The sequence below is a fragment of the Thermomonospora echinospora genome, from assembly GCF_900108175.1.
GTDB lineage: Bacteria > Actinomycetota > Actinomycetes > Streptosporangiales > Streptosporangiaceae > Thermomonospora > Thermomonospora echinospora.
On record NZ_FNVO01000025.1, the window covers coordinates 35,883 to 61,165 of the forward strand.

General features: G+C 69.5%; 22 protein-coding genes. 18 read left to right on the forward strand and 4 right to left on the reverse strand.

Features of this window, described 5'->3' with window-relative positions; genetic code table 11:
• Nucleotides 1-118 precede the first annotated feature (118 nt).
• Complete coding sequence (locus C4U03_RS34140; protein WP_103943944.1) at nt 119-916, forward strand: helix-turn-helix domain-containing protein; 798 nt, start codon at nt 119-121, stop codon at nt 914-916.
• Here the strand turns inward: C4U03_RS34140 and C4U03_RS34145 are convergent.
• Both C4U03_RS34145 and C4U03_RS34150 read right to left on the reverse strand, forming a co-directional pair.
• Nucleotides 903-2,684 carry a carbamoyltransferase family protein gene (locus C4U03_RS34145; protein ID WP_200827660.1) on the reverse strand — a complete coding sequence of 594 codons (1,782 nt, stop codon included), beginning with the start codon at nt 2,682-2,684 and terminating at the stop codon, nt 903-905. The genes C4U03_RS34140 and C4U03_RS34145 overlap by 14 nt on opposite strands.
• A gap of 176 nt (nt 2,685-2,860) precedes the next feature.
• Nucleotides 2,861-3,841 (reverse strand): helix-turn-helix transcriptional regulator, encoded by a 981-nt coding sequence (locus C4U03_RS34150; RefSeq protein ID WP_103943945.1) that lies wholly within the window; start codon nt 3,839-3,841, stop codon nt 2,861-2,863.
• A gap of 131 nt (nt 3,842-3,972) precedes the next feature.
• Here C4U03_RS34150 and C4U03_RS34155 point away from each other — a divergent pair, with 131 nt between their 5' ends.
• The 3 genes from C4U03_RS34155 to C4U03_RS34170 all read left to right on the forward strand — a co-directional run bounded on the left by C4U03_RS34155 (nt 3,973) and on the right by C4U03_RS34170 (nt 6,379).
• Entirely contained in the window at nt 3,973-4,368 is a 396-nt protein-coding gene (locus tag C4U03_RS34155) for a RidA family protein (RefSeq protein WP_103943946.1), read from the forward strand.
• Nucleotides 4,369-4,890: 522 nt separating this feature from the next.
• Nucleotides 4,891-5,718, forward strand: a complete 828-nt coding sequence (locus tag C4U03_RS34165) for a DUF6745 domain-containing protein (protein WP_103943947.1) — start codon at nt 4,891-4,893, stop codon at nt 5,716-5,718.
• 238 nt (nt 5,719-5,956) lie between these two features.
• Complete coding sequence (locus C4U03_RS34170; RefSeq protein WP_160147189.1) at nt 5,957-6,379, forward strand: HIT family protein; 423 nt, start codon at nt 5,957-5,959, stop codon at nt 6,377-6,379.
• A gap of 207 nt (nt 6,380-6,586) precedes the next feature.
• On the opposite strand, the gene C4U03_RS34175 is transcribed toward C4U03_RS34170, so the two are convergent.
• Nucleotides 6,587-6,988: a VOC family protein gene (locus C4U03_RS34175; protein WP_103943949.1), complete on the reverse strand. Its 402-nt coding sequence runs from the start codon at nt 6,986-6,988 to the stop codon at nt 6,587-6,589.
• Nucleotides 6,989-7,534: 546 nt separating this feature from the next.
• Here C4U03_RS34175 and C4U03_RS34180 point away from each other — a divergent pair.
• The 12 genes from C4U03_RS34180 to C4U03_RS34235 all read left to right on the forward strand — a co-directional run bounded on the left by C4U03_RS34180 (nt 7,535) and on the right by C4U03_RS34235 (nt 21,477).
• A complete protein-coding gene (locus C4U03_RS34180) occupies nt 7,535-8,596 on the forward strand; it encodes an ABC transporter substrate-binding protein (protein WP_103943950.1) in 1,062 nt (353 codons plus the stop codon).
• Nucleotides 8,593-9,498, forward strand: a complete 906-nt coding sequence (locus tag C4U03_RS34185) for an ABC transporter permease (protein WP_103943951.1) — start codon at nt 8,593-8,595, stop codon at nt 9,496-9,498. The genes C4U03_RS34180 and C4U03_RS34185 overlap by 4 nt, the downstream gene beginning before the upstream one ends.
• Entirely contained in the window at nt 9,495-10,322 is an 828-nt protein-coding gene (locus C4U03_RS34190; protein WP_103943952.1) for an ABC transporter permease, read from the forward strand. Before C4U03_RS34185 ends, C4U03_RS34190 begins: the two co-directional genes overlap by 4 nt.
• A 1-nt stretch (nt 10,323) precedes the next feature.
• Complete coding sequence (locus tag C4U03_RS34195; RefSeq protein ID WP_103943953.1) at nt 10,324-11,424, forward strand: ABC transporter ATP-binding protein; 1,101 nt, start codon at nt 10,324-10,326, stop codon at nt 11,422-11,424.
• A 19-nt stretch (nt 11,425-11,443) separates the two neighbouring features.
• Complete coding sequence (locus C4U03_RS34200) at nt 11,444-13,048, forward strand: thiamine pyrophosphate-binding protein (protein ID WP_103943954.1); 1,605 nt, start codon at nt 11,444-11,446, stop codon at nt 13,046-13,048.
• 53 nt (nt 13,049-13,101) lie between these two features.
• Nucleotides 13,102-14,055, forward strand: coding sequence for a C-terminal binding protein (locus tag C4U03_RS34205; RefSeq protein WP_235018315.1), 954 nt, complete (start codon nt 13,102-13,104; stop codon nt 14,053-14,055).
• 36 nt (nt 14,056-14,091) lie between these two features.
• Nucleotides 14,092-14,706, forward strand: coding sequence for a TetR/AcrR family transcriptional regulator (locus C4U03_RS34210; protein ID WP_103943956.1), 615 nt, complete (start codon nt 14,092-14,094; stop codon nt 14,704-14,706).
• 129 nt (nt 14,707-14,835) lie between these two features.
• Entirely contained in the window at nt 14,836-16,002 is a 1,167-nt protein-coding gene (locus C4U03_RS34215) for an acyl-CoA dehydrogenase family protein (RefSeq protein WP_103943957.1), read from the forward strand.
• Nucleotides 15,999-18,104, forward strand: a complete 2,106-nt coding sequence (locus C4U03_RS34220; protein WP_103943958.1) for an acetate--CoA ligase family protein — start codon at nt 15,999-16,001, stop codon at nt 18,102-18,104. The genes C4U03_RS34215 and C4U03_RS34220 overlap by 4 nt, the downstream gene beginning before the upstream one ends.
• Nucleotides 18,101-18,922, forward strand: coding sequence for an SDR family oxidoreductase (locus C4U03_RS34225; RefSeq protein ID WP_103943959.1), 822 nt, complete (start codon nt 18,101-18,103; stop codon nt 18,920-18,922). The genes C4U03_RS34220 and C4U03_RS34225 overlap by 4 nt, the downstream gene beginning before the upstream one ends.
• A complete protein-coding gene (locus C4U03_RS34230) occupies nt 18,919-20,388 on the forward strand; it encodes an aldehyde dehydrogenase family protein (protein WP_103943960.1) in 1,470 nt (489 codons plus the stop codon). Before C4U03_RS34225 ends, C4U03_RS34230 begins: the two co-directional genes overlap by 4 nt.
• Nucleotides 20,389-20,394: 6 nt before the next feature.
• Nucleotides 20,395-21,477: a DMT family transporter gene (locus C4U03_RS34235; protein WP_103943961.1), complete on the forward strand. Its 1,083-nt coding sequence runs from the start codon at nt 20,395-20,397 to the stop codon at nt 21,475-21,477.
• Between the two features lie 492 nt (nt 21,478-21,969).
• Here C4U03_RS34235 and C4U03_RS34245 read toward each other — a convergent pair whose 3' ends face one another.
• Nucleotides 21,970-22,596, reverse strand: a complete 627-nt coding sequence (locus C4U03_RS34245; protein ID WP_103943963.1) for a TetR/AcrR family transcriptional regulator — start codon at nt 22,594-22,596, stop codon at nt 21,970-21,972.
• 78 nt (nt 22,597-22,674) lie between these two features.
• Between C4U03_RS34245 and C4U03_RS34250 the strand changes: the two genes are divergently transcribed.
• Together C4U03_RS34250 and C4U03_RS34255 are read left to right on the forward strand one after the other, a co-directional pair.
• The gene (locus C4U03_RS34250; protein WP_103943964.1) at nt 22,675-24,108 is read left to right on the forward strand and encodes a DHA2 family efflux MFS transporter permease subunit; all 1,434 of its coding nucleotides are present in this window, start codon (nt 22,675-22,677) and stop codon (nt 24,106-24,108) included.
• On the forward strand, nt 24,105-24,896 hold the full coding sequence (locus tag C4U03_RS34255) for an SDR family NAD(P)-dependent oxidoreductase (RefSeq protein WP_103943965.1): 792 nt from the start codon (nt 24,105-24,107) through the stop codon (nt 24,894-24,896). Before C4U03_RS34250 ends, C4U03_RS34255 begins: the two co-directional genes overlap by 4 nt.
• Nucleotides 24,897-25,283 lie beyond the last annotated feature (387 nt).

The window sequence follows — 25,283 nt, forward strand, 5'->3', positions numbered from 1 at the left end:
GAAAAGTCCTATTTGTCAAATGGTGTCATGGCCGGCGGTAGACGTCACCCCCTTTTCGGATGCTTTTTAGGCCCCATTATCGCGTTCAAAAGTAACTGGACTTTGATCACGTGTCCGCGTGCGCGAGGACGACGGCCGCAGGCTGGACCACCGGACCCTGGAGAAGTTGCGCTTCCGTGCGATGCGCTGGGTGGAGGAGGGGGTGCGGCCCCCCGAGGTGGCGGAGCGGCTCGGACTGCGGCGCTCCACGGTGTACGGCTGGCTGGCCGCCTACCGGGAGGGCGGCGCGGAGGCGCTGCGTGCGCGTCCCGTGCCGGGACGGCCGCCGAAGCTGGCCTGGGAGCAGGTCCGCGAGGTGCTGGTGCGGCTGGCCGGGCAGGGGCCGCGGGAGGTGGGCCTGGACGGCGAGCTGTGGACGCGGCCGGTGCTGTGCGCGCTGCTGCGGCGCGACCTCGGCGTCCAGATCGCCCCAGTGACGCTGACCCGGATGCTGGAACGGGCAGGCCTCACCGCCGCCCGGCCGCTCGGCACCGCCGGGCTGCCGCCCGCCCTCGCCCGCTGGCGGGCCCGGCAACTGCCCTCATTGCGGGAGTCCGTCCGTGCGGAGGGCGGAACGCTCTACTTCCTCGCGCACGCCGCCGAGGAACCCGCACCGGACGGGCCGGGGCGGGTGCGGCTCGGCATGGTGAGTGCCGCGCCCGGCAAGGGCGCGACACGGTTCCTGCTGGTCGGCGGGGAGGTGTCCGGGCCGGACGTGGCGGGCTTCTGCGCGCGCCTCGTCCTGGACACGCGGGGCCCGGCCGCCGTGGTTCTGGACGGCCGGGCCCCGCATCGCACGGACCTCCTCGCCGCCCTCGCCGCCGGGACGGGCGGCGCGCTGCGGCCGGTGTACCTGCCGCAGGTCACACCTTCGTGACGAGGTGACGGCCGAGCACCAGGTAGTCCATCTCGGTGTTCAGGAAGCACGCGACGGCGTCCTCGGGCGCGTTCACGATCGGCTCGCCGGCGACGTTGAACGAGGTGTTGATCAGGCACGGGACGCCGGTCAGCGCGGTGAACTCGGCGAGCAGCGCGGCCATCAGCGGGTTCCCCTCCGGCGTCACCGTCTGGATCCGCGAGGTCCCGTCGACGTGGGCGGCACCGGGAATGGCGTCCACGTGGGCGGGCTGCACGGGGAACACGAACGTCATGTACGGCGACGTCCGCTTCTTGCCCATGACGAAGACGTCGGGGGCGGCGTCCTCCAGCACGATGGGCGCGAACGGCCGGAACGGCTCACGGTGCTTGATCCGCGTGTTGATGATGTCCTTGATGTCGTCGAACCTCGGGTTGGCGAGGATGCTGCGGTTGCCGAGCGCGCGCGGCCCGTACTCGGTACGGCCCTGGAACCAGCCGACGACGACCTTCTCCTGGAGCAGCGCCGCCGTCTCGGCGGCCACGTCGTCCAACTCCCGGCTGCGGACGCGGCCGGCGTACCGGGCGAGGACCGCGGTGATCGTCGCGTCGTCGAACTGCGGGCCGAGGTAGGGCGAGACCGGCGGGACGATCGCGTCGCCCGCCTGGTGTGCGACGTGGAGGGCCGCCCCGATCGCCACCCCGGGATCGCTCGCGCCGTAGCTGACCTCCACCTCGTCGTAGCCCGACTCCTCCAGCAGCTTGGTGTTGTTCACGCAGTTCAGCGCCAGCCCGCCCTCGAACACGAGCCGGGGCAGGTCGCTGCGCCCGCGCAGCGCGGCCACCTGGTGCGCGGTGGCGACCTCGACCATCTCCTGCGCGGCCCGCGCCACCCGCACCCGGAAGCCGAAGTCCTCGCGGCCGTCCGGCCCAGTCCCGAAGATCCGGTCGAACAGCGCGTAGTAGGCCCGGACGGCCCGCGGGTGGTAGGGGATCTCGTACGTCCCGCCCGGCCGCAGCGTCAGCACGTGCTCCAGGAGGGGATTTCCGGGCGGCGTCCCTTCGGGCTCGGCATAACCCGCCAGTCCCATGACCTTGTACTCGTCATTGTTCGGCGTGAATCCCAGGTAGCGGGTGATGACTCCGAAGAGCATGGCCAGTGAATGCCGCGAATCGATGCTCGCGTCGTCGAAGACGCGCACTTCACCGCCACGCACCTCACCCATGATCGCCGACAGCCATTCGGCGCGCCCGTCGCTGATCAGGAATGCCGTGTCAGCCCCGCCGGAGACGCCGTACCCGCACATCAGGTGGGCGATGTGGTGGGGCACGGTGTGCAGCCGGTCCCCGTCGATGCGGAACCCGGTGTGCTCCTCGAAGTCCCCGAGCACGGCCGCCCGGCTGAACATGCCCTCGTAGATCGAGGTGAGCCGCTTCAGCCGGCCGAACTTCTGGTCGGCGGTGCCCTCCCCGTCGGCGATCTCGGCGATCATCGCGTTCAGCACCTCGTCGGAGAACCGCCAGGAGAACGCGAACGCGTCCACGTCGCCGAGCGACAGCCCGGCCTCGTCCAGCACCCAGCGGATCGCGTTGAGGGGGAACGCGGAGGTCTTCTTCTCCCGGTTGAGGCGCTCCTCCTCCACGGCGGCCACGAGCCTGCCGTCCACCACCAGGCAGGCCCCGGAGTCGTGCCCGAAGAGCATGTGCCGGTCGATCCCGGTGGCCCGGTAGTACCGCGCGAAGAGCCCGGCGCCTTTGCTGAAGCCGTTGAAACCGAGAACGATCACCATGCGCTCCTTCCGTCCCGGTGGCGGGCACTGCAACTCAAACCGATACGGCCCGCCCCCGCGTCCACCCCCCGCCGACCCCACTGAGCCGCCCGGCTGACCCCGTCCACCCCGCGTTGCCCGCCGACGACGGGGCGCGCTCAACCGACCACGACAGCCGGTTTCGCCTCAATCGCCGATCAGCTCTCAGGTTGAGACTCGTAGGAGGCGACGATCGCGGCGGCGCGGTCGCGCAGGGAGTCGCGCAACCACTGCGGGGCCAGGGCCTCCGCGTTCGTGCCGAGCTGCCACAGCGCCCATTCGGCGTGTCTCGGATCTTGGAAGGTCACCTCCAGCCGCAGCCGGCCGTCCGCGTCGGTGTCTTCGGCGCGGACGGCCAGCGCGGTGCCCACCAGGTCCTCCCGCCGCGCCGGGTCCACCCGTACCAGCACGGTGACCTGGTCGCCGCCGGTCCGAAACCGCGTGCTGCGTTCCTTCCAGGCCCGGTCCAGATCGACCCGGTCCGGTCGCTGTGCGGGTTCGGCGAGTTCCTCGGCGGCCGAGATCCGGGACAGCCGGTAGGTGCGGTCCGCGCCAGACCTCGTGGCCAGCAAGTAGCCCTGGCCGCGTACGGTGACCAGGCCGATCGGGTCCACCGTGCGCCACTTCGGGGTCTGGCCCGCCGCCGCATAGTGGATGCGCAGCCTGTGCCCGGCGAGCACCGCGCGCCGGACCTCGGCCACTATGGCGTCGGGCACCTCCTCAGCGACCAGCCGGCGCGAGAGCAGGTCGGTCTCCGGGTCGATGAGCAATCGCCGGGCCGCGCCGGCCGCGGTGTCCCGGTGGCTTTCGGGCAGCGCGTCGACCACCTTGAGCATCGCCGAAGCGAGCGCCGAGCCGAGGCCGAACGCCTGCGCGCCACGCCGCGATCCGGCGATCAGCAGGGCAAGGGCCTCATCGTGGTTCAGGCCGGTGAGCTCGGTCCGGAAACCGGGCAGCAACGCGAAACCGCCGTGCCGGCCGCGTTCGGCGTAGACCGGGACGCCGGCCGCCGACAGCGCCTCGATGTCGCGCAGCACGGTGCGGGTGGACACCTCCAGCTCGCGGGCCAGCGCGGTCGCGGACAACCGGCCGTGCTGCCGCAGCAGCAGCACCAGCGAGACCAGCCGGTCGGCACGCATACGAAAACATTACCGAAATACACGACACAGGATGTCGTGATTTGTCGGGAGGCTTATCAGCGCGACCGAAAAGACGGCGGCTATCGGGCCGACGGACGTACGCGATGTCAACGAATGGAGCTGATGTGGAAATGGAGCGAACGGCGGTCAACCCGTGGGCGTGGTCGGTGGAGCTGGGGTACAACCAGGGCGAGATCGTCTCTGGGCACATCCGGACCCTGTACTGCGCCGGGCAGACCGCGATGAGCGGCGACGGCAAGCCCCAGCATGCCGGTGACATGGCGGCGCAGCTGGCGCTGAGCCTCGACAACCTGGAGGCCGTGCTCGGCGAGGCCGGCATGTCCCTGGCGAACCTCGTCCGGCTCAACGTCTACACCACCGACGTCGATCGGCTCTTCGAGCACTACGGCGTGCTGGCGTCGCGGTTGGGCGCCGCCGGGGTGGCACCGTCCACCACGATGCTCGGGGTGACACGGCTGGCGATCCCCGACCTGATGGTCGAGCTCGAAGGAACCGCCGTCGCGTGATGCGACCTCGCCGCCTCCGGCAGGGCTGCCGGAGGCGGCACGAGTGGCAGGCAGGTGGGCGATTTCCGGTGCTCACAATGGTGACAATCGGCGTCCATGGCTTCGACGGCGAGCCCTTCCCGAGGCCTGTCACCGCTCGTTGATCGCCCAGCGGCTGACCGAGCAGCACCGCGTCACGATCGAGCACCCGCGCCCGCTGCGGTTCAGTTCTTCTTACGCCAGAGGACGGCCCGGCGGTCCGGCCCCTTACCGATCCCTTACGGGGAACGAGTCCGGCGGCACACCGTGTCGTTCGCCAAGGCCGCCGAATACCGGCCACGCGGGGTCGTGTACGTCCATGCCGTGATCCGCCGCGACGTACCCGGTGGCCCGTCCGTTGTCAGTGGCCGGGTTGGCCGGGTTGGTGGGGTTGCGCGTACCGCGGAGCGCAGGCCATCATCGGGGCATGATCTCCAACCGAAAGGGCGGCGACGCCCAGGCGCATTGATCGCGCCCGCGCGGCGCTATGACGCCGCTGCACCTGTGGTCGACTTCCCCAGCAAGAGCCCTCACGGGCTGTGGCGGGAAGCAGTCAAGATCCGGCAGGAGTGGCTTGAGCACGGCCTGTCCACACAGCCGGCCGACCGGCGGACCACCGAACACTGCCTGACCGCCATCTACGCGAGAATGTCTCGCCCACGGCCTCGGTTCGCATGGGTCGACTCTCCAGAGCAGGCGATCTCGCTTGCCGGTGGCCTGCCCACCCTCGACCAGCTCTACGCGTGGACCCGGGACCCCCGCCCGCGGGGGACACCGCCACTGGCCAGTGATCTGGCCATGGTCTCCTCCCAACTGCGCGGTGCACTCAGCGCCGGTGTCGCCCACCTCGACCCTGAGCTGTCCCCGGCGCGGAAGGGCAAACACAACGAGTCCTGGCCCCAACTGCCACCGCTGAAGGCGTTCGAGGCCGGCGTTCCCGTGGGTGTCGTGCTGCACCAAGGCATCCGCACCGCACTCCACCGGAGCCTTGCCCACGGATTCCGCGTGCCCGTTCGCAGCACGCTGGCGGGCAGCGGGCCCGTACCGGCGTGCTGGTACGGGCAGCAGGACGCGGCGTGGGTCGCCTACTACGACGCCCTGCACCGGCTCGGGCTGGCCCACTACGGGCCGGACGAGCTTGACCACCTCGGCCATTGGGCCGCACTGGCACGCTCCTGCGGCTGGTGGTGGCCCGGTGAGGACGTGTGCGTCGTGGTGGAACGACCCGAAATGGTCCACACAGAACCAGTCCCCGGGACCTGGCACGAGGAGGTCCGGCTCCAACGTGGCGGTGTCCGCTACCGCGACGGCTGGCACCCGCTCATGGCGTGACCCACCAGGGCCGGGACGAGACCGATTTTCTCGTCCCGGCCCGCCTGGACAAGGGCGCTGTCGGGAACGCCCGCCAGCACCGAAGCATCCAGGCGGAACAGCGACGATGGAGCCGGCAAGCTCGCATACCAATGCCCTCATCCACAGGTGGGGACGATGGGCTGAGGAGCAACTCCCGTACATGCCGCGTCGCGGCTGTGGGTGAATGAACGCGGACCGAGACGCGTCCAGGAGGGAAATGAACGTGGCCACCTCAAGCTCTTGCGTCTTCTGCAGAATAGTCGAGGGAAGTGAGGCCGCCGAGATAATTTACGAGAGTGATCGCTCGGTTGCTTTTCTCGATATCGCTCAGGCCACGAGGGGGCACACCTTGGTGGTGCCGAGGACGCATCGACGCGACTTGTCGGATATCGAAGTGGATGAGGCGGCCGCGGTCATGTCCGCCGTGGTCTGGGTGTCCAACCGACTGACGCGCAGGCTTCAGGCTCCGGGGATCAACCTCTGGCATGCCAGTGGTGAGACCGCCTGGCAGAGCGTGTTCCACTTCCACATTCACGTGGTGCCGCGCTACACGACCGCAGATCTTGCGAAACCCTGGACCGAGGCCGAGTCGCCGCTTGAATCGCTGCGCGGGCTGGCCGACCACATCCGCCGGCCATGACGACGTTGTGCCTGGTCAGAGCCGTATGGTGGCAGGTCCGCCGGTGTTCGCGGAGATGCTCACCGCCGCTGCCGTAGCCGGGGCTTCGACGTATGGCTCACGGCCGTTCGATGCCTGGCCCCCTCGCCTCACCGGTGGTGAGGGGGCCAGGCATCTGGCGCAAGGCCCGCGAGAAGGAGTCGAGCGCTGGAAGGCCCCTCATACCGATCATGCCCGTTCGGTCTTGGCCTGCTTCCATCCTCCATAGGGGACGGTAAGGACTTCCATGCGGTGGCCGTTGGGGTCGTCGAAGTACACGCCCCGGCCACCGTCGCGGCGGTTGATCTCACCGGCCCCACTGCCGTCGGGATTGGCCTGGTAAGGGATCGCCGCCTCCTTGATCCGGGCGAAGATGGCGTCGAACTCCTCCTCCGACACCAGGAACGCGCAGTGGTGCCACCGGAAATCCTCGGAGTCCATGTAGTCGAGCGTGACGCCGTTGCCGGTCGTGACCGGTACGAACGGCCCCATCGGGGCGCCCACCTCCACGCCGAGCAGGCGGGCGAGGAACTCCGCAGAGGTCTTCTTGTCCCGCGCGGGGATGATGATGTGGTCCAGCGTCACCGACATGCTGATCACCTCCGTTGCCGTGGTCGCTTTCGAGTCTGCGACCTCAAGCATGGTTGAGGTCAACCTCGGCCCCCTGCCCGCTGTCGAGATCACAACGATGCGTATCGCTCGTGCCGGTGCCGGTCTCCTGGACCCTTGCCCCGGTGGAGTGCCGGAAACGCGCGCTGTACGGGGATGCCGGTGGCCGTCGAGGCGCCAGGCGACAGGCGGCGGGCCAGTGCGATGAGGGCTTGGGCGTGGATCGTGCCTTCGTCTCGTTCGCGCTGGCAGAAGCGCCGGAACGGCCCGTCTTGACCTCGATGGGCGACAGCGCGGCCCTGGAGAACACTTGTCGCGGCCCGTGGTGATAGCGCTCGGGACGGTGCAGACCGCCACGGACGCGATGCACGTTGCCCGGCCGTCCTCGTCGGCGCCACGAGCCTGGCGTGATGAGGCGCGTCCGGTGGAGGAGAAGTTCCGGAGGAGCCTCTTGACATCGAGCGTGGCGCACGTCACGGTGTACGGCATTAACTGACGGATCAGTCAAAGAACCGAACGGGAGAGCCGATGAAGACCACCAAGTTGCTGGCCATCGCCTCGGTGGCGGGCCTGGCCGTCACGTTGAGCTCCTGTGGCGGCAGCGGCTCGGGCGCCTCCGAGTCGTCGCTCACAGTCACCATGTGGGGCGGCGCCGCTCAGAAGGCGCACGTCGACTCCTACTTCACCCCGTGGGCCAAAACCAAGGGCGTCACCATCAAGCAGGACTCGCCGACCGACTACGCCAAGATCAAGGCGCAGGTGGAGGCCGGCAAGGTCACGTCAGGACCCACCGAGGTGGAGCCGAACTTCGCGAACACGGCCTGCGAGGCGGGCCTGCTTGAGAAGCTTCCGCAGGACATCCTCGACAAGGCCAAGGCGACAGGCGTCGCCGAGGACCAGATCGGCCCCTGTGCCATCCCGATCCTGCAGTACTCCTTCACGATCGCCTACAACTCCAAAACCTTCTCCGGGGCGCACCCGACGACGTGGGCCGAGTTCTTCGACACGAAGCGGTTCCCCGGCAAGCGAGGGTTCTGGAAGTACGCGACCGGCGGCATGTTCGAGGCCGCGCTCCTCGCCGACGGCGTCACGCCGGACCAGCTCTACCCGCTCGACATCGACCGGGCCTTCAAGAAGCTCGACTCGATCAAGAGCGACATCGTCTTCTTCGACACCGGCGACCAGATGACCCAGATGCTGGCCAGCGGCGAGGCCCCCCTCGTCCAGGCCTGGAGCGGCCGGATCTTCCAAGCCCAGCAGGAGGGGGAGAAGGTCGCCAACGAGTGGAACGACAACCTCGTGTCGTACGACCAGATCGTGGTGCCCAAGGGCTACCCGAACAAGGACCTCGCCTTCGACTGGATGCGCTGGTTCCTCGACAACCCCAAGGCGCAGGCCGCGGACGCCGATGCCTCGATCTACGGCCCGGCCAGTGACAAGGCGCTCGAGTTCGTGTCCGAGAACGTCCGCAAGGAGCTGCCCGGCTTCCCGGCCAACGCGGAGCGGTCCGCCGGCCTGGTGGACTACGGCTACTGGGCCGAGAACTACGACAGCGTCACCGAGCGCCTTAACGCGTGGATCGCACAATGACCTCTGCGGCCACAGACTCCTCGACGGGCAGACTGCGGGGCCGGCCCCGTCCGTTGCGGCTGTCCCGCTGGCTCCGCTTCGACGGGTGGGGCGCCCTGGTCCTGCCGCTCCTGGTCTTCCTCGTCCTCGTCTTCGGGCTGCCGCTCGTCGTCATGCTGTCCCGCAGCCTGACGGACCCGAGTTTCGGCCTGCAGAACTACCGTGACATCTTCGCGAACGCCGTCTACCCGCGCGTCCTCGGCAACACGTTCCTCATCGCGGCGATCGTCACGGTGGTGACCCTCGCGCTCGCCTACCCCTACGCCTACCTCATGACCCTCGTCGGCCCCGTCTGGCGAATGATCATGCTCGGGCTCGTACTCGTCCCGTTCTGGACGAGCATCCTGGTGCGCAGCTTCGCGCTCGTCCTCTTCCTCCGGGACACCGGCGCCTTCAACTCCACACTCCAGACGCTCGACGTCATCGACCAGCCGATCCCGCTGATCCGCACGCTCACCGGTGTCGTCTTCGGCATGGTCCAGGTCGCGCTGCCCTTCGCGGTCCTGCCCATCTTCGCGACCATGCAGGGCATCGACCGTCGCCTGCTCCAGGCGGCCGAGTCCCTCGGCGCGCGTCCCGCCGGCGCCTTCTGGCGCATCTTCGTCCCGCTCAGCGCTCCCGGGGTCGCGGCAGCGGTCCTGCTCACGTTCGTCCAGGCGCTCGGGTACTACATCACTCCGGCACTGCTCGGCGGTCCGAAGAACACGATGATCGGCGAGCTGATCGTACAGCAGGTCAGCACCGTGCTCCGCTTCGGCTTCGCCGCGGCCCTGGCGACCCTGCTTCTCCTCACCACCTTCCTCCTGCTCGTGGTGGCAGGCAGGTTCGTGGACCTCCAGAAACACTTGATGCGGCAGACATGACCAAGATCCTCACCCGCGCCGGGCTCGCGATCCTCGCCGCCCTCATCGGCGTCTACCTCATCCTGCCGGTCCTCATCGTCGTCCCGATGTCCTTCTCGGACAGTTCCTTCCTCTCCTTCCCGCCCGGCCAGATGTCGCTGCGGTGGTTCCACAACATCCTGGACGATCCGATCTGGATCGACTCGGCCCTGGCGAGCCTCAAGGTGGCGCTCGCGTCGTCGATATGCGCGGTCGTCCTGGGCGTCCTGGCCGCTCTCGCCCTGGTGCGCGGTCACATCCCGTTCCGCAACACGATCACCGCGATCCTGCTGGCTCCGCTCATCGTCCCCTACGTCATCATCGGCCTGGCGGCCTATATCGCCTTCCTCCAGCTCGGCCTCACCCAGACGACACTCGGCTTCGTCCTGGTCCACACGTGCCTGGCCGTCCCCTACGTCGTCATCAACGTCGTGGCGGGGCTGGTCTCGGTCGACCGGCGGCTCGAAATGGCCGCGATGAGTCTCGGCGCGGGACCGGTCACGACCTTCTTCAAGGTGACCCTCCCGCTCATCCTCCCGAGCGTCCTCGCCGGCGGACTGTTCGCCTTCTTCATCAGCTGGGACGAGGTGGTGACCGCGATCTTCCTGTCCGGCCCGGACCTGACGACCCTCCCGGTCCAGATGTGGTCCGGCATCAGGGTCCAGATCGATCCCACCGTCGCGGCCCTCTCGACGCTCGTACTGCTCGTCATCTTCGGCTCATTCATCGTCCTCGGCCTGACCCGGCTGATCCGACAACTCGCCCGCCGCCGCGTGACAGGTCCCGCAACGAACACAGGTGCATGACATGACCGCAGCCCTCGAGACGACGTCCACCCAGACGTCGACCGGCGCCCCGATCTCCATCAACGCAGTGAGCAAGAAGTACGGCGACAACACCGTGCTTGAGTCGGTCGACCTCGACATCCGGGCGGGCGAGTTCCTCACTCTGCTCGGCGCCTCCGGCTCAGGCAAGTCCACCCTGCTGAACATCATCGCCGGCTTCACACGACCCACTGCCGGCACTGTCAAGGTGGACGGCCGGGACATCACCTCGCTGCCGCCGCACAAGCGCGGCTTCGGGATGGTGTTCCAGCACTACGCGCTCTTCCCACACATGTCGGTCGCCGACAACGTCGCGTTCCCCCTCAAACGGCAGAAGGTCGCCAAAGCCGAGATCCAGCAACGGGTCGCCGAGACCCTCGAACTGGTCGAGCTCGGCCACCTCGGCGGCCGACGTCCATCCGAGCTGTCGGGCGGCCAGCAGCAGCGTGTGGCCCTCGCCCGGGCCATTGTCTTCCGTCCCCGCGTCCTGCTCATGGACGAGCCCCTCGGCGCCCTCGACAAGCTGCTCCGTGAGCAGCTCCAGCTGGAGATCCGGCGGCTCCACCAGGAGATGGGCATCACCTTCGTCTTTGTGACGCACGACCAGGACGAAGCGCTGACGATGTCCGACCGCATCGCCCTGCTGCGCAACGGGCGCATCGTCCAGCTCGGCACACCCGAGCAGCTCTACGCCGAGCCGAACTGCCGCTACAGCGCGGAGTTCGTCGGGGCCTCGAACATCTTCACCGGCACGGTCCAGGGAAGGAGCTTCATCGACGACGTCAGCGGGCAGAGCTATCGGCTCGGGGAAGCCGCCGACCAAAGCGGCAGGTCGCTCCTGGTCCGGCCGGAACACCTCAACATCGCCCCCGCAGACGTCCCTGTTCCTGACACTGTGGAGCAGGTCGAGGCGATCGTGGAGGACTGCATCTACCTCGGCAGCAGCCGCACCGTACAGCTGCGCACCGATGCAGGCCAGCGTCTGGTCGCGCGCACCAACGTCCCCCGCACCCCGGACGGGGTCGTTTCCGGAGCGCGAGTGCATGCGTACTGGGACGTCCGCGACGCCTGTGTCCTCGACTGACCCGAAAGGACCGAGCAACATGGCAAGGATGACGGGCGGCGAGGCACTTGTCGCGGCCCTGGCCGCACATGGCGTGGACACGATCTTCGGGATCCCCGGCACGCACAACCTCACGGTCTACGCGGTCATGGAACGGCACGGGATCCGGCACGTCTCGCCGCGGCACGAACAGGGCGCCGGTTACGCGGCGGACGGCTACGCTCGCTCTTCCGGACGGCCGGGTGTCTGCCTGACCACGACCGGCCCGGCGATCCTCAACGCGGCCGCGGCCGCGGCACAGGGGTACTCGGACTCGGTGCCGATCCTCTTCGTGTCACCCGGTATGCCGCTGCGTCACCCCGGCCGGGGCAACGGCCTGCTCCACGAGGTCAAGGACCAGAGCGGCGCCATGGCCGCCATCCTCGGCCAGAGCCACCGGGTGACGAGCGTCGGGGAGATCCCACTCGCGGTGGCCCAGGCATGGACCGACCTGACGTCCGGACGACCGCGTCCGGTCCATTTGGAGATCCCGCTCGACCTGCTCGAAGAGCAGGCAGAGGTGACCATGGCCGACCCCGTTCCGGCCGCGACCCGCACACCCGCGGCAGAGTCGGTCACGGCCGGAGCGGCGGCCTGTGCCGCCGCGCAACGGCCGGTGCTCATCGTTGGCGGGGGAGCGGCGCGGGCCGGCGGCGAGGCGGTCTCCCTGGCGGAGGCGGTCGGCGCCCCGATCGTCTCCACCGCCAACGGGAAAGGGATCATTCCCGAGGACCACCCGCTCTTCGTGGGCGCGGGACTCCAGCACCAGTGCGTCCTGGACCTCATGACCGACAGCGACCTCGTCATCGCGGTGGGGACCGAATTCGCCCCCTCCGACTGGTGGATCGGCCTGCCCGACCTCTCCGGCAAGGTGCTGCGCGTGGACGTCGATCCGGCGGCGATCATCACCAACGTGGTCCCGGCGGTGTCCCTGGTGGGAGATGCCGCCATCACGCTCCGCGCCCTGCGGGCACGGCTCGACCTCTCGACACCGGCCGACGGAGCGCAGCGGGCCGCGCAGTGGCGGGACCGGCACCAGGCGTCCGCCCGGGCCGAGGGCGCGCCCTGGCTGCAGATCGTGTCCGCGATCGCGGCGGCACTGCCCCGCGACGCGATCGTGGCGTCCGACAGTGCGATGGCGTGTTACTACGGCGCACTGTCGAACCTGCCCCTCTACCGACCCGGCGCCTTTCTCTACCCGACCGGGGGCGGCACGCTCGGCTTCGGCCTGCCGGCGGGCATCGGGGCCAAGATCGCACACCCGGACACCGCCGTGATCGTCCTCCAAGGCGACGGAGGCACCATGTTCACCGTCGCCGAGCTGGCCTCGGCGGCCGAACTCGGAATCGCGCTGCCCGTCATCGTCGTCGACAACGGGGGTTATGGCGAGATCCGCAACGAGATGGCGGACAGGAACGAACCGGTCCACGCGGTGGCTCTCGGCCGGCCCGACTTCCCCGCGCTCGCCCGCTCGCTGGGCTGTCGCGGCGTCCGGGTCGACGAAGCCGCTGAGCTGACCGGCGAGATCAAGGTCGCTTTGGAAGCGGACCGGCCCACGCTGATCCACGTCCGCGAGGAGAGCCGCGCCGCGAGGGGCATGACATGAGAAAGCCTGTCGCGGTCTACACCGACGTGGTGGACACGGACCCGGGCCCCGGTGTGGAACTGCTGGAGCAGGCCGGGTTCACGGTCCGGTTCGCGCGCACTTCGGCGCCCGCGGACATCGTGACCGCCGCCGAGGACGCCGACGCGCTCCTGCTCGGCTACGCCAAGGTCGATCGGTCGCTCCTGGACGCCCTCCCCGCGGTGCGCATCGTCGCCACACAGTCGGTGGGTTACGACATGGTGGATCTCGACGCCTGCCGGGAACGCGGTATCTGGGTCACCAATGTTCCGGGGGCCGCGACCGAGGAGGTCGCATCCCACGCACTCGCCATGACGCTCGCTCTCCTTCGGGGACTGCCTCAGCTGGATCGCGACGTCCGGGCCGGGGTGTGGGACGGGACCAGGCATGAGCTGCGGCGGCTCTCGGAGGTGACCGTCGGCGTCGTCGGGCTCGGACGGATCGGACGACGCTATGCGGACTACGTTCGCCCGCTCGTCGGTCGCGTTGTCGGTCATGACCCCGTCGTCACCACCGTGCACGGCGTCGAATCGCTCGAACTCGATGAGTTGCTGGCATGCAGTGACGTCGTCAGCCTGCACTTGCCCCTCACCGACGCCACCCGAGGACTGCTGGACTCGCGGCGACTCGGCCTGATGCGCAAGGGCGCGTCGATCGTGAACGTGTCACGCGCCGGCCTCGTCGACCACCGCGGGCTGCTGCAGTGCCTGGAGGAGGGTCGGGTGTCCGGTGCGGCCCTCGACGTGCTGCCGCAGGAGCCCCCGGAGCCGAACGATCCGCTCGTTGAACATCCCCGAGTGCTCGTCACGCCGCACGCCGCGTACCTGTCGGCGGCCAGCAGCCTCGATTACGTTCTCGAACAGGCCCGAAACGTCGCCGAGTGGCGCGTCCAAGGCCGACCCATCTCCGTCGTCCTGGAGGGACATCCGACGGTCCCGGGCCGACACTCGCGACCGCAGCCGGCGCTGGACCGAGCCAAGACCGTCTGACAACCTGACCGATACAGCCACACGAGGTGAGAACGGATGCCACGCCCGAGCGTCGAAGCCGAGCGCCGCGAACAGATCCTGAGAGCGGCCTGCGAGGTCATCAGTGAGAAGGGCTACAAGGCGCTGCGTGTGACTGATGTGGCCAGGCATGCCAAGCTCAGCACCGGCTCGGTCCACTACTACTTCGAGACGAAGCGTGATCTGGTGCACGCCGCGTTCGAATGGAACTTCTCCCGATCGCTGGAAAGACGTAAGTCGATCCTGGATCGACATCCCAACGCCCGGGACCGGCTGCACGCCTTCGTCGACTCCTACCTTCCTCGCGACGACGAGACCGCGGCCGCCTGGCGCGTCTGGGCCGAAACCTGGGTCGAGGCCCTGCACGACCCCGATCTTCGCAAGCTCAACGAGCGGATCTACGGTGAGTGGCGCGGCATCATCGCCGAGATCATCCGCCTCGGCCAAGCCGAAGGACTGATCACCCCGGGGGACCCGGTGCTGCTCGCCAACGTCCTGGTCAGCATGATCGACGGCCTCGCGATCCAAGCCCTCGTCGGCTCGAAGCACATGACGATCGGCCGTATGCGGAGCGTCTGTGACCACCTGCTGGAGACGATGTCCGCCGAGCCGGTCCAAGCCGCCATCGGCTGAGCACACCTGACGACCGGGGCGGTCGCGCAAACCGGTCGCGAAATCCTCTTGACAGCGTGCTGAGCGCTGTCCCACGATCGCCAAAACATAACTGACGGGTCAGTCAAGTATTCGGATCGGGAGCCCCTCATGTTCTACGACCTCACCGACGGGATCGAGCTGAGCGACGAACAGCGCGAGTTCGTCGCCCTCGCCCGCGACTTCGCCCGAAACGAGATCCGTCCGCGCTCGCGCGCCATCGACGAGGCGGACACCGAGGCGCCCATGGACCTGTGGGCCAAGGCCGCCGAGATCGGGCTCGCGGCCTACATGCTGCCCGCCGAGTACGGGGGCGGCGGCGTGACCGACCTCGTGACCCAGTGCCTCGTCCAGGAGGAGCTGTGCCACGGTGACATCGGCATCGCCAACTTCCTCACGTCCAGCGCGTTCTTCGCCGACCCGATCCTGGCCCTGGGTACCGAGGAGCAGAAGAAGAAGTGGATCACCCCCCTCACGGGGTCCAGGCCACCGGTGACCAGCGTCGCCGTCACGGAGCCCGGCGTGGGGTCGGACGCGGCCGGCCTGCAGACGCGCGCAGTCCGCGAGGGCGACCACTACGTCCTCAACGGGACGAAGACGTGGATCTCGAACGCCCCCCTGTCGCAGTACTTCGTCGTGTTCGCCACCGTCGACCCCAGCCTGCGCTCCCGCGGGGTGACCGCGTTTCTCGTCGAGCGCGACCGCGAGGGCGTCACGGTCGGCGCCCCCATGAAGAAGTACGGCCAACGGGGCACCCTCAACGCAGAGGTCTTCCTCGAAGACGTCCGTGTCCCGGTCGAGAACCGGCTCGGTGAGGAGGGCAAGGGCTTCTACGGGCTCATGCACACCTTCGACGCGTCGCGGATCCTCATCGGCGCGGCCGCAACGGGCCTGTCCCGGGCGATCCTCGAGGACGCGGTGCAGTACGCGCAGGAGCGCACCCAGTTCGGCAAGCCGATCATCGAGCACCAGGCCGTCGCCTTCCGGCTCGCCGACATGGCCGCCAAGACCGACATCTCCCACCTCGTCACCATGCGGGCCGCCCGGCTGTACGACGCCGGCAAGCCGGCCACCGCCGCCTCGGCGATCGCGAAGCTGACGGCCTCGGAGAACACCACGTGGGTGGCCAACGCCGGACTGATGACGCACGGCGGCTGGGGCTACTCGCGAGAGTTCCTCGTCGAGAAGTGGCTGCGGGACGCCAAGCTTGAGGAGATCGAGGAGGGCACCTCCGACATCCAGCGCCTCATCATTTCGCGGGCAGTGGCCGCGAAATGAGCGACTCCCTGTCGGTCTTCTCCGACCCGAAGTCCGTCGCCGTCATCGGCGCCTCGGCCGATCCCGCCAAGTGGGGCTACTGGGTCGCCCGTGGGGCCCTCCGCGGCGCCCACCGCCGGGACGTGCACCTCGTCAACGCCAAGGGCGCCGTCATCGACGGCGTCCAGTCGGCGCGCTCGCTCGCCGACCTGCCGTCCGTGCCCGAGCTCGTCGTCCTGACCGCTCCGGCGAGAACGATCCCCGCCGTCATCGACGAGGCGCTCGCCCTGGGCGTCAAAGGCTTCCTCGGGATCACCGCCCACATCGATCTCGCCAACGACGAGCCCGGCCTGGAACGGCGGCTCGCCGACCGGATCCGCCAGGCCGGCGCCCGGATCGTCGGGCCGAACTGCCTCGGCCTGTACGACGCGGAGACCGAGCTCGAACTCGCCTGGGGCTCCTTCGTCCCGGGCGGCATCGCGATCGTGTCGCAGTCCGGCCAGCTCGGTCTCGAACTCGCCGGGCTCGCGGCCCATGCGGGGCTCGGCGTCTCCCGGTTCGTCTCGATCGGCAACCAGGTCGACGTCACCGCGGCCGACCTGCTCGCCGACCTCCTCTCACACGACGCGACCCGGACGGTCGTCCTCTACCTGGAGAGCTTCGGCGCGGGCCGCGAACTCGTGGACGTCATGACCCGTCTCCGCGTTGCGGGCAAGCACGTCATCGTTCTCACGGTGGGCGCCAGCGACGCGAGCCGGGCCGCGGCCCGGTCGCACACCGGGGCGCTCACGGCGCCGACCGATGTCGTCGCGGCGGCCTGCCGAGCCGCCGGTGCGGTTCTCGTCGAGACCCCCGCCCAGGCGATCGACCTCGCGCACCTGCTGGTCGGCAGCCCGCTCCCGGCCGGCGGTCGCGTCGCGATCGTCAGCGACAGCGGCGGTCAGGGCGCCATCGCCGCGGACGCGATGGCCCGCCACCGGCTCACCGTGCCCCGGTTCTCGGACCGGACCCGCGCCGCCGTCTCCGCCCTGCTGCCCGAAGGCGCCGGGGCCGCCAACCCCATCGACCTGGCCGGAGCGGGGGAGCAGGACCTCGACACGTACGCACGAATCGTCGACGTGCTCATGCGCAGCGGCGAGGTCGACGCGGTCGTGCTGTCGGGCTACTTCGGTTGCTACGGCGCGGACGCCCCGACGCTCGTGGAGCGGGAACTCGAGGTGGCCGCAGCCCTCGCCCTGTCTGTCGCCGAGCACGGGCGTCCCGTGATCGTCCACAGCATGAGCCACGACTCCGAAGTGGTGCGAGAGCTTCGCACCCGCGCCGTCCCCACGCTCTTCACCATCGACGCGGTGGCACGCTCCCTCGGGCTTGCCGTCGATCTCGTACGCTCCGAACCGCCGAACACCTCAGGGCCCGCCATCCCCGCCGCACCGCTCAGCGAGGCCGGTGAGGCACTCCCCTACCTCGCGGGTCGCGACCTCCTTGCCGGCGCGGGCCTCAACTACCCTCGCGCCGTCTCAGTCCGGACCCCCGAGGATGCCGACGCCGCGGCGCGAGACATGTCAGGTCCCTTCGTCCTCAAGGCCGGCTGGCTGGAGCACAAGACGGAAGTCGGCGGCGTGGCGGTCGGCCTGGCCAGCCCGGAAGCCGTCGGCGCCGCTCTCGCCGACATGGTCGCTCGGCTGGGGGAGGGCGACTACGTCCTGGAGGAGATGGACACCCGAACGGACGCTGTCGAGATCATCGTCGGCGCCCGACGGGACAGCGCCTTCGGACCTGTCGTCCTCGTCGGGATCGGCGGCGTGCTGGCCGAGCTCTACCGGGACGTCGCGCTCGCGCTCGCGCCCGTCAGCGTGGGCGAGGCCCGCCGCCTCGTGGAGTCCCTCGCCGGCCTGCCCCTGCTCACGGGATTCCGCGGACGGCCGGCCGTCGACCTCGATGCGGTCGCCGAGAGCGTCGCGGCCGTGTCCCGTCTCATCGCAGAAGACGCCGGCGTCGTCGAGTGCGAGGTCAATCCACTCCGCGTCGGCCCCGAGGGTGCGATCGCCGTCGATGCCCTCGTCCTGGCCGCCACGCCGACCCCGCCCCAGCCCACCGACCCAGTGAGGGATGTCATCCCATGATCGAGAAGTCTCCGCTCGCCGAGTTCACCGACCAGGTCGCCGTTGTCACGGGGGGCGGTTCGGGCATCGGCCGTGCCATCGCCGTGCGCTACGCCGCCGGGGGAGGGAACGTCGTCGTCATCGGCCGCCGGCCGGAACCCCTGGAGGAGACCGCCCGCATGGTCGAGGGCTTCGGTGTCGGGGCCGCCGCCGTCACCTGCGACGTGCGCGACGCCGATGCGCTCACGGCAGCGATCGACGGCGTCGTGGCCGAGCACGGACGCATCGACGCGATGGTGAACAACGCGGCCGGCAACTTCGTGTGCCCGGCCGAGAACCTCTCGCCCGGCGGCTGGCGCGCCGTGGTCGACATTGTGCTTAACGGCACCTTCTACGGCACCCGCGCCGCGGGCCGCCACATGCTCGAAGCCGGCCGCGGCGCGATCCTCAACGTCATCGCCAGCTACGCCTGGCATGGGCACCCCGGAACCGTCCACAGCGCCGCGGCGAAGGGCGGCGTCCTCGCCATGACGCGCACGCTCGCCTCCGAATGGGGCGGCCGCGGGGTCCGGGTCAACTGCATCTCCCCGGGCCCCACGGAGACGGAGGGGGCCGGTGCCGCACTGTGGCCGACCGAGGAGGACCGGCGCCGGGTGCTCGGCAGCGTCCCTGCGAACCGGTTCACCACCCCGGAAGAGGTGGCCGAGTCGGCGGCGTTCCTGCTCGACCCTCGGCGTGCCGCCTACATCACCGGCGACGTGCTCTCGGTCGACGGCGGCCAGTGGCTCGGCAAGGTCATCTACTCCGACTCCTCGGCGCGCTCCTCGGCGCGGGCATGAGCACCCGGCAGCAGGACGCCCGGGTGATCGACGGTAACCGCCGCCCCGAATGGGCCCGATCGGCGGTGTATGTCGACGGCGGGTGGCGTGAGACGGCGGCCGGCCGGACCGTGGAGGTCGAGAACCCGGCAACCGAAGCAGTGATCGGGACCGCCGCGGACGCCGGCGTCGCGGACACCGAGGCAGCGGTGTCCGCGGCGGCGGCGGCCTTCCCCTCCTGGTCGGCCCTGCCGCCGCCCGAACGGCTGGCCGTGCTCGAACGGGTCTACACCGGCCTTGAGCGCCGACGGGACCTGCTCGTGGAGACGACCATCGCCGAGATCGGCGCACCCCTCCGCGTGGCCCGAGAGGCACACGTCGACACAGGTATGGCCGTCCTGCGTGCCTACCTCGACGCCGCCGAGGAGCTGGCATGGCAGGAGCGCGTCGGGAACTCCCTCGTCCTGCGCGAGGGCATCGGCGTCGCCGCCTGCATCACCCCGTGGAACTACCCCTTCTACCAAGTCCTCGCCAAGATCGGCGGCGCCCTCGTCGCCGGCGCCACCGTCGTGCTCAAACCGGCCGAGTTGACGCCGCTGTCCGCATACCTGCTCACCGACACGATCGACGAAGCGGGCATCCCCGCAGGGGTGTTCAACCTCATCCCCGGTCCGGGACGGGTCGTCGGAGAGGCACTCGCCGGCCATCCGGCCGTCGACGCGGTCTCCTTCACCGGCTCCACCCGGGTCGGCGCCCGCGTCGCGGCCCTTGCCGCGGCGAGCATCAAGCGCGTCAGCCTCGAACTGGGCGGCAAGTCCGCGAGCGTGATCCTCCCCGGAGCCGATCTCGAACCGGCCGTACGCGCATCCGTCGAGGCGGCCATGCTCAACTCCGGCCAGACCTGCACGGCATGGACCCGGCTCCTGGTGCCGCGCGCAGACCTCGAAACGGCACTGCGGCTTGCTGCAGCGCGTGCCGACACGCTCGTCGTGGGCGACCCGACCCGGCCTGAGACGGACCTCGGGCCGGTCGCTTCGCCGGCCCAACGGCACACCGTCACGGGCTTCATCGAACGAGCCGTGGCCGACGGCGCGCGGATCGTCACCGGGGGGACGGAGCGTCCCGCAGGCCTGGCCCGTGGCCACTACGTGCGGCCGACCATCGTCACCGACGTCGCGCCCGACGCGGAGATCGTCCAGGAGGAGGTGTTCGGCCCCGTCCTGACCGTCCAGCCTTACGACAGCATCGAGGAGGCGGTCGCACTCGCCAACGGCACGCCCTACGGGCTGGCCGGCGCCGTGTGGGGGCCGGACCAGGGGGCGGCCGTAGCGGTCGCTCGTCGCCTGCGCACCGGCCAGGTCGACATCAACGGCGGCGCCTTCAACCCGGCCGCCCCCTTCGGCGGCTACGGACGTTCTGGGAACGGCCGTGAGCTGGGGCGCTGGGGGATCGAGGAGTTCCTGGAGACCAAGGCTCTGCAGCTGTGATCGCCGATGTCTGCCCGACGTGACTTCCGTCTGGCGCTGGCGGTCGGCGCGCTTGTGGCCATCACCGCAGTGTGGGGCTCGACCTTCCCCATCTCCAAGGATCTGCTCACCCGACAGCCGGTCCCGGACTTCCTGGCGCTTCGGTTCCTCACGGCTGCGCTCGTCGTCGGGCTTGTGCGGCCGGGGGCGCTCCTGCGCGCGGGATGGCGTGTGGTCGGCGTGGGCGTCGGTCTCGGGCTCATCTACTTCACCGGCCAGTACCTGCAGTTCGTTGGTCTACAGCACACCGCCCCGACGGTGTCCGCCTTCGTCGTGTCCATGTATGTGGTGTTCACCCCTCTCCTGGCCTGCCTGCTCACCCGCAAACTGCCGTCCCCTCGGACCGCCATCGCGACGGTTCTCGCAACTGCAGGCGTCGCAGTCATGTCTCTGCGAGGGTTCTCCCTCGGGTGGGGCGAGATGCTCACGGTCTTCGCAGCCTCGCTGTACGCCGCCCATATCCTCGCCCTCGGACGCTGGTCACGAGCGCGGACGGCCTACGCGCTCGCCGTTGTGCAACTGGGGACCATGGGACTCGCCTTCCTCGCCGTTGCATCCATCGATGGCGTGCAACTGCCAGAGGCCCGTGACATCCCGGCCTTCCTCTATCTGGCGATCCTCGCCGGAGGCATTGCACTGCTCGGGCAGACCTGGGCCCAAGCCCACCTGCCGGCGCCGACGGTCTCGATCATCATGGTCCTTGAGCCGGTCTGGGCCGGCGTCATCGGCGTATCCGTCTTCGGCGAACGCCTCGATGCACGAATCATCCTCGGCGGGATACTCATCCTCTTCGCACTGGTCGTCATTACCGATCGCAGCCGGGGCACATACGCGGACGGCGTTCGGCGTCCCAGATGGCGAAGGCGGCCGACCGGTGTTGCAGCCGGGGCTTCTGTGGTCATCGCCGACGTCGGCACCCAGGCTGTTGCGCCGGACCAGGAGGATGGCCAGGACGTAGCACGGCGGGCACGTCACGACAAAGCTCGAGACGAACATGATGAGGTGGCAGACCAGCCCGAGGGCTTCGCCGGTGACCGAAGCGCGCTTTGAGTACGGATCCGCGCCACCCCGCGCGCCGCGCTGCCGCCCGGGCCCATGAAGCCGGTCTGGTCTCGTCCCCCATCCTTGGCTCCTGCCTCCGGCGGTGGAGTTCCTTCCCGGTGGGATCGTCCGCTACTGCTGTCCGCTCCGCTGTCGAGGTCTGCGGCAACAGCTTCCGCCTGCGGGCCGAGCAACCGGTCGCCGACCACTTCGCCGAGAAGCATCCCGGCCGTCCAGGAGCATGCGGACGACTTCGTCCTTGTACTCCTGAGTGAAACGCCGCCTCTGCCGCGCCAGCGACTTTCCTTTCCGGTTCTCTCCAACTGGAGTTGGGGAGTTGTCTGGAAGATTCAGGGCGCCTCACTGTGGACACGCCTGTGCCAGCGCATCTGCGCGCTCAACGCCGTGATCTGGCACAACTGGTTGATCGACGCCCGGGTCAAGCGGCCACTGATCGCCTATGACCACTGACCAGGGCGCTCGACAACCCCCATCAACGATCTAGGCGTCGGCGGTGCCGAAGGCATGGAGGAAGGTCCGGACGGCCGCACGGGTGATCTCGTGCAGTTCGGCATCGCCGATCTGGCGGGTGCCCATCCGGGTGCGCGCCTCCAGTGGGCCGGTGAGCAGGGCCATGAACTGTTCGGCCGCCTGGTCGGGGTCGGTGGCGCGCAGGTGTCCGGCGAGGGTGAGCCGTGCCAGCCGGTCGGCGAGCGCCTGGTTGAGGCGGTGCGGTCCGCTCTCGGTGACGATGTCGAGGAAGTCGGGGAACTGGGTGATCTCCGAGTAGAGCAGCCGTCGTAGGGCGCAGGAGCGGTCGTCGGTGTGCAGGCGCAGGAGGCGGTGGCCGACGTCCTCCAGGGTGACGCGGAGATCGGGGTCGGGGTCGGCGAGCGGTTCCAGCGCGGCGAGTCGCTGATGCAACGCGGTCTGGGCCGCGGCCTGCATCGCGTGCCGGAACAGGGTGGCCTTGTCGTTGAGGTGGTTGTACACCGTGGGTTTGGCCACGCCCGCCTCATTGGCGATCTCCTGCACGCAGGCCTGGGCGTACCCCTGCCGGGCGAACACGGTGAACGCGCCGTCCAGGATCGCCTGCCGCTTGTCGATCCGTCCGCGTGAGCTGGCCATGCCCTGATTGTACTAACTGGTTCAGGCTTACGAACGCGCTGGTTGCATCTGAATCAGTGGGGTAACTAGATTGAACCAATGAGTTCAAAACAGTCGGACGACCGTCTGGACCCCCGACTCCTGGTGATGATCGCTGTGATCCTGCTCGGCGGGCTGCTGGGCATCCTCAACAGCACGATGGCCGCCGTCGCCACCGAGACCCTGGCCACGACGTTCGACACCTCGCTCAGCACGGTCGGCTGGGCCTCCACCGGCTTCCTGCTGGCGGTCACCGCCACCATCCCGTTCACCACCTGGGCAGTCGACCGGTTCGGCGGCAGGCGGCTGTGGCTGGTCGGCCTGGCGCTGTTCCTGGCGGGATCGCTCGCCGCAGGGCTGGCCTGGAACGTGGGCAGCCTGATCGCCTTCCGCACCCTGCAGGGCGTCGGCGCCGGACTGCTCGACCCCCTGGTGCTGATCCTGTTGGCCCGCGCCGCCGGCCCACAACGCGCCGGGCGCGTCATGGGCTTGATGGGCGTGGTGCTGTCGCTGGGGCCGGCCCTGGGGCCGATCGCAGGCGGAGCCCTTCTGGACGGCCTGTCATGGCGGTGGATGTTCCTGTTCAGCGTGCCCGTCGGAGCGCTCGCCTACCTGCTCGCCCTGCGCGTCGTACCAGCCGATGCTCCGACGGACACCGAGCGGCCGCGGTTGGACGTCCTGGGGCTGGCCCTGCTCGCACCGGGCTTCACCGCGCTCGTCCTGGCCCTGTCGCAGACGGCCGAGCACGCCGCGTTCACCGCCTGGCAGGCCTTCCTTCCGCTGATCGTGGGCGTCGTCCTGCTGATCGGGTACGCCGTCCACGCGCTCGGCTCCCGGCGTACGCCGCCGTTGATCGATGTGCGGCTGTTCGCCTCCCGCGGCTTCACCGCCAGCGTCACCATCATGGGGCTGGGGGGCCTGGCCAACTTCGCGACCCTGTTCGCACTGCCGCTGTACTACCAGCAGGCGCACGGACACGGCGTGCTCGCAGCCGGGCTGCTGATGGCGCCGGCGGGCCTGGGCGGCGCCATTGCCATGCCGCTGGCGGGAGGATTGTCGGACCGGATCGGTGCCCGCGGTCTGGCCGTCGGCGGCGCGCTCCTGGCCGGGCTCAGCGCACTGGCGTTCACCCGGATCGGAGCCGATACCGCCGAGATATGGCCCGTACTGGCGGCGTTGGCCATCGGCTTGGGCATGGGCTGTTTCAGCGCACCGACCATGGGATCGCTGTATCGCAGCCTGCCCGGCTCCATGGTGGCGCAGGGCAGCTCCGTGCTCTACATGCTCAACCAGCTCGGCGCCGCACTCGGCGTCGCCCTGGTCACCCTCATCCTGCAGACCTCCGGCGACCCGATCGCCGGCTTCCACGGCGTCTTCTGGCTCGTCGCCGCCGCCATCGCGGCGGTCCTCGCCGCGACGCGCGTGCTACCCGGCCGTCCCCAGACGCCGGCCGTCCACCCCCAACCCGTCCCGTCCGGAAAGGCGTCCTCATGACAGCGATCGTGATCACCGGTGGCACCGACGGGATGGGCCGCGCCCTGGCCCGCACCTACCTCGACCTCGGCGACACCGTCGTCATCGTCGGCCGCGACCCCGCCAAGGCCGCCACGCTCCCCAAGGCCCACTTCATCCAGGCCGACCTGAGCCTGGTCGCGGAAAACCGGCGCGTCATCGAGGAGATCAACGACCGCTACCCCGCCGTGCACGCGCTCGTGCTGTGCGCCCGGTACTTCCGCTCCACCCGGTTCGTCACAGCCGACGGCTTCGAGGGCACTTTCGCGCTGGAGTACCTCAGCCGGTTCCTGCTCAGCCACGGTCTGCACCGGCCACGCGTCATCGTCAACGTCTCCGGACCCGCGCCCGGCGTCCCTATCGGCCGCATCTACTGGGACGACCTCATGCTCGAACGCGACTACGACGGCGTCGCCGCCCAGATGCAGGCCGGCCGCGCCAACAACCTGCTCGGCGTCGCCTTCGCCGCCCGCCATGCCGCCGGCCCCACCCGCTACGTGCTGATCAACCCCGGTCCCGTCTCGACCAGCTTCGCCGGTGAGTACGACCCGGCCACCGCCGCCCACGTCGCGGCGCTCAAGAGGCACGGCGCCCCCGTTGAGGAAGGCATCAAACCGATCATCGCCCGCATCGACGCCCCACCCGCCGAACCGCTCAGCGCCTTCACTCCAGCCGACCGGATCAGCCTGGACAACCCCTCCTTCGCCCCAGGCGACGCCGCCCGCCTTGACGACCTCACCCGCTACCTGCTGCGCTCCCAGGAGAAGTGAACCCATGCCCAGACATGGATTGCGGGGTTCAGATCCGTTCCCGTCAGCCCGTACGAGCCGACGCTCGTCCACCCCTCCCGCAGCTTCGACGACCAGACCCTCCGCCAGGTCGTTCGCGTCCGCGGCGGCGACCGCCTACGTGTACGGCTCAGCAACCTGTACGGCAAGGAACCGCTCACCATCGCCCGCACCCGGATCGCACTCCATGCCACCGGATCCGCGATCGTCCCAGGCGTCGACACCGAGGTCACCTTCGGCGGCACCTCCGAGGTGACCATCGACGCCGGCGACGCCGTCTCCCAGCCCGCCCCGCCCGACCCTCAAGAGGTCGAGCCCCGCTTCCACCTTTACGAAACGGCGGCCAGGGCAGAGGAGATCCTGCCGCTG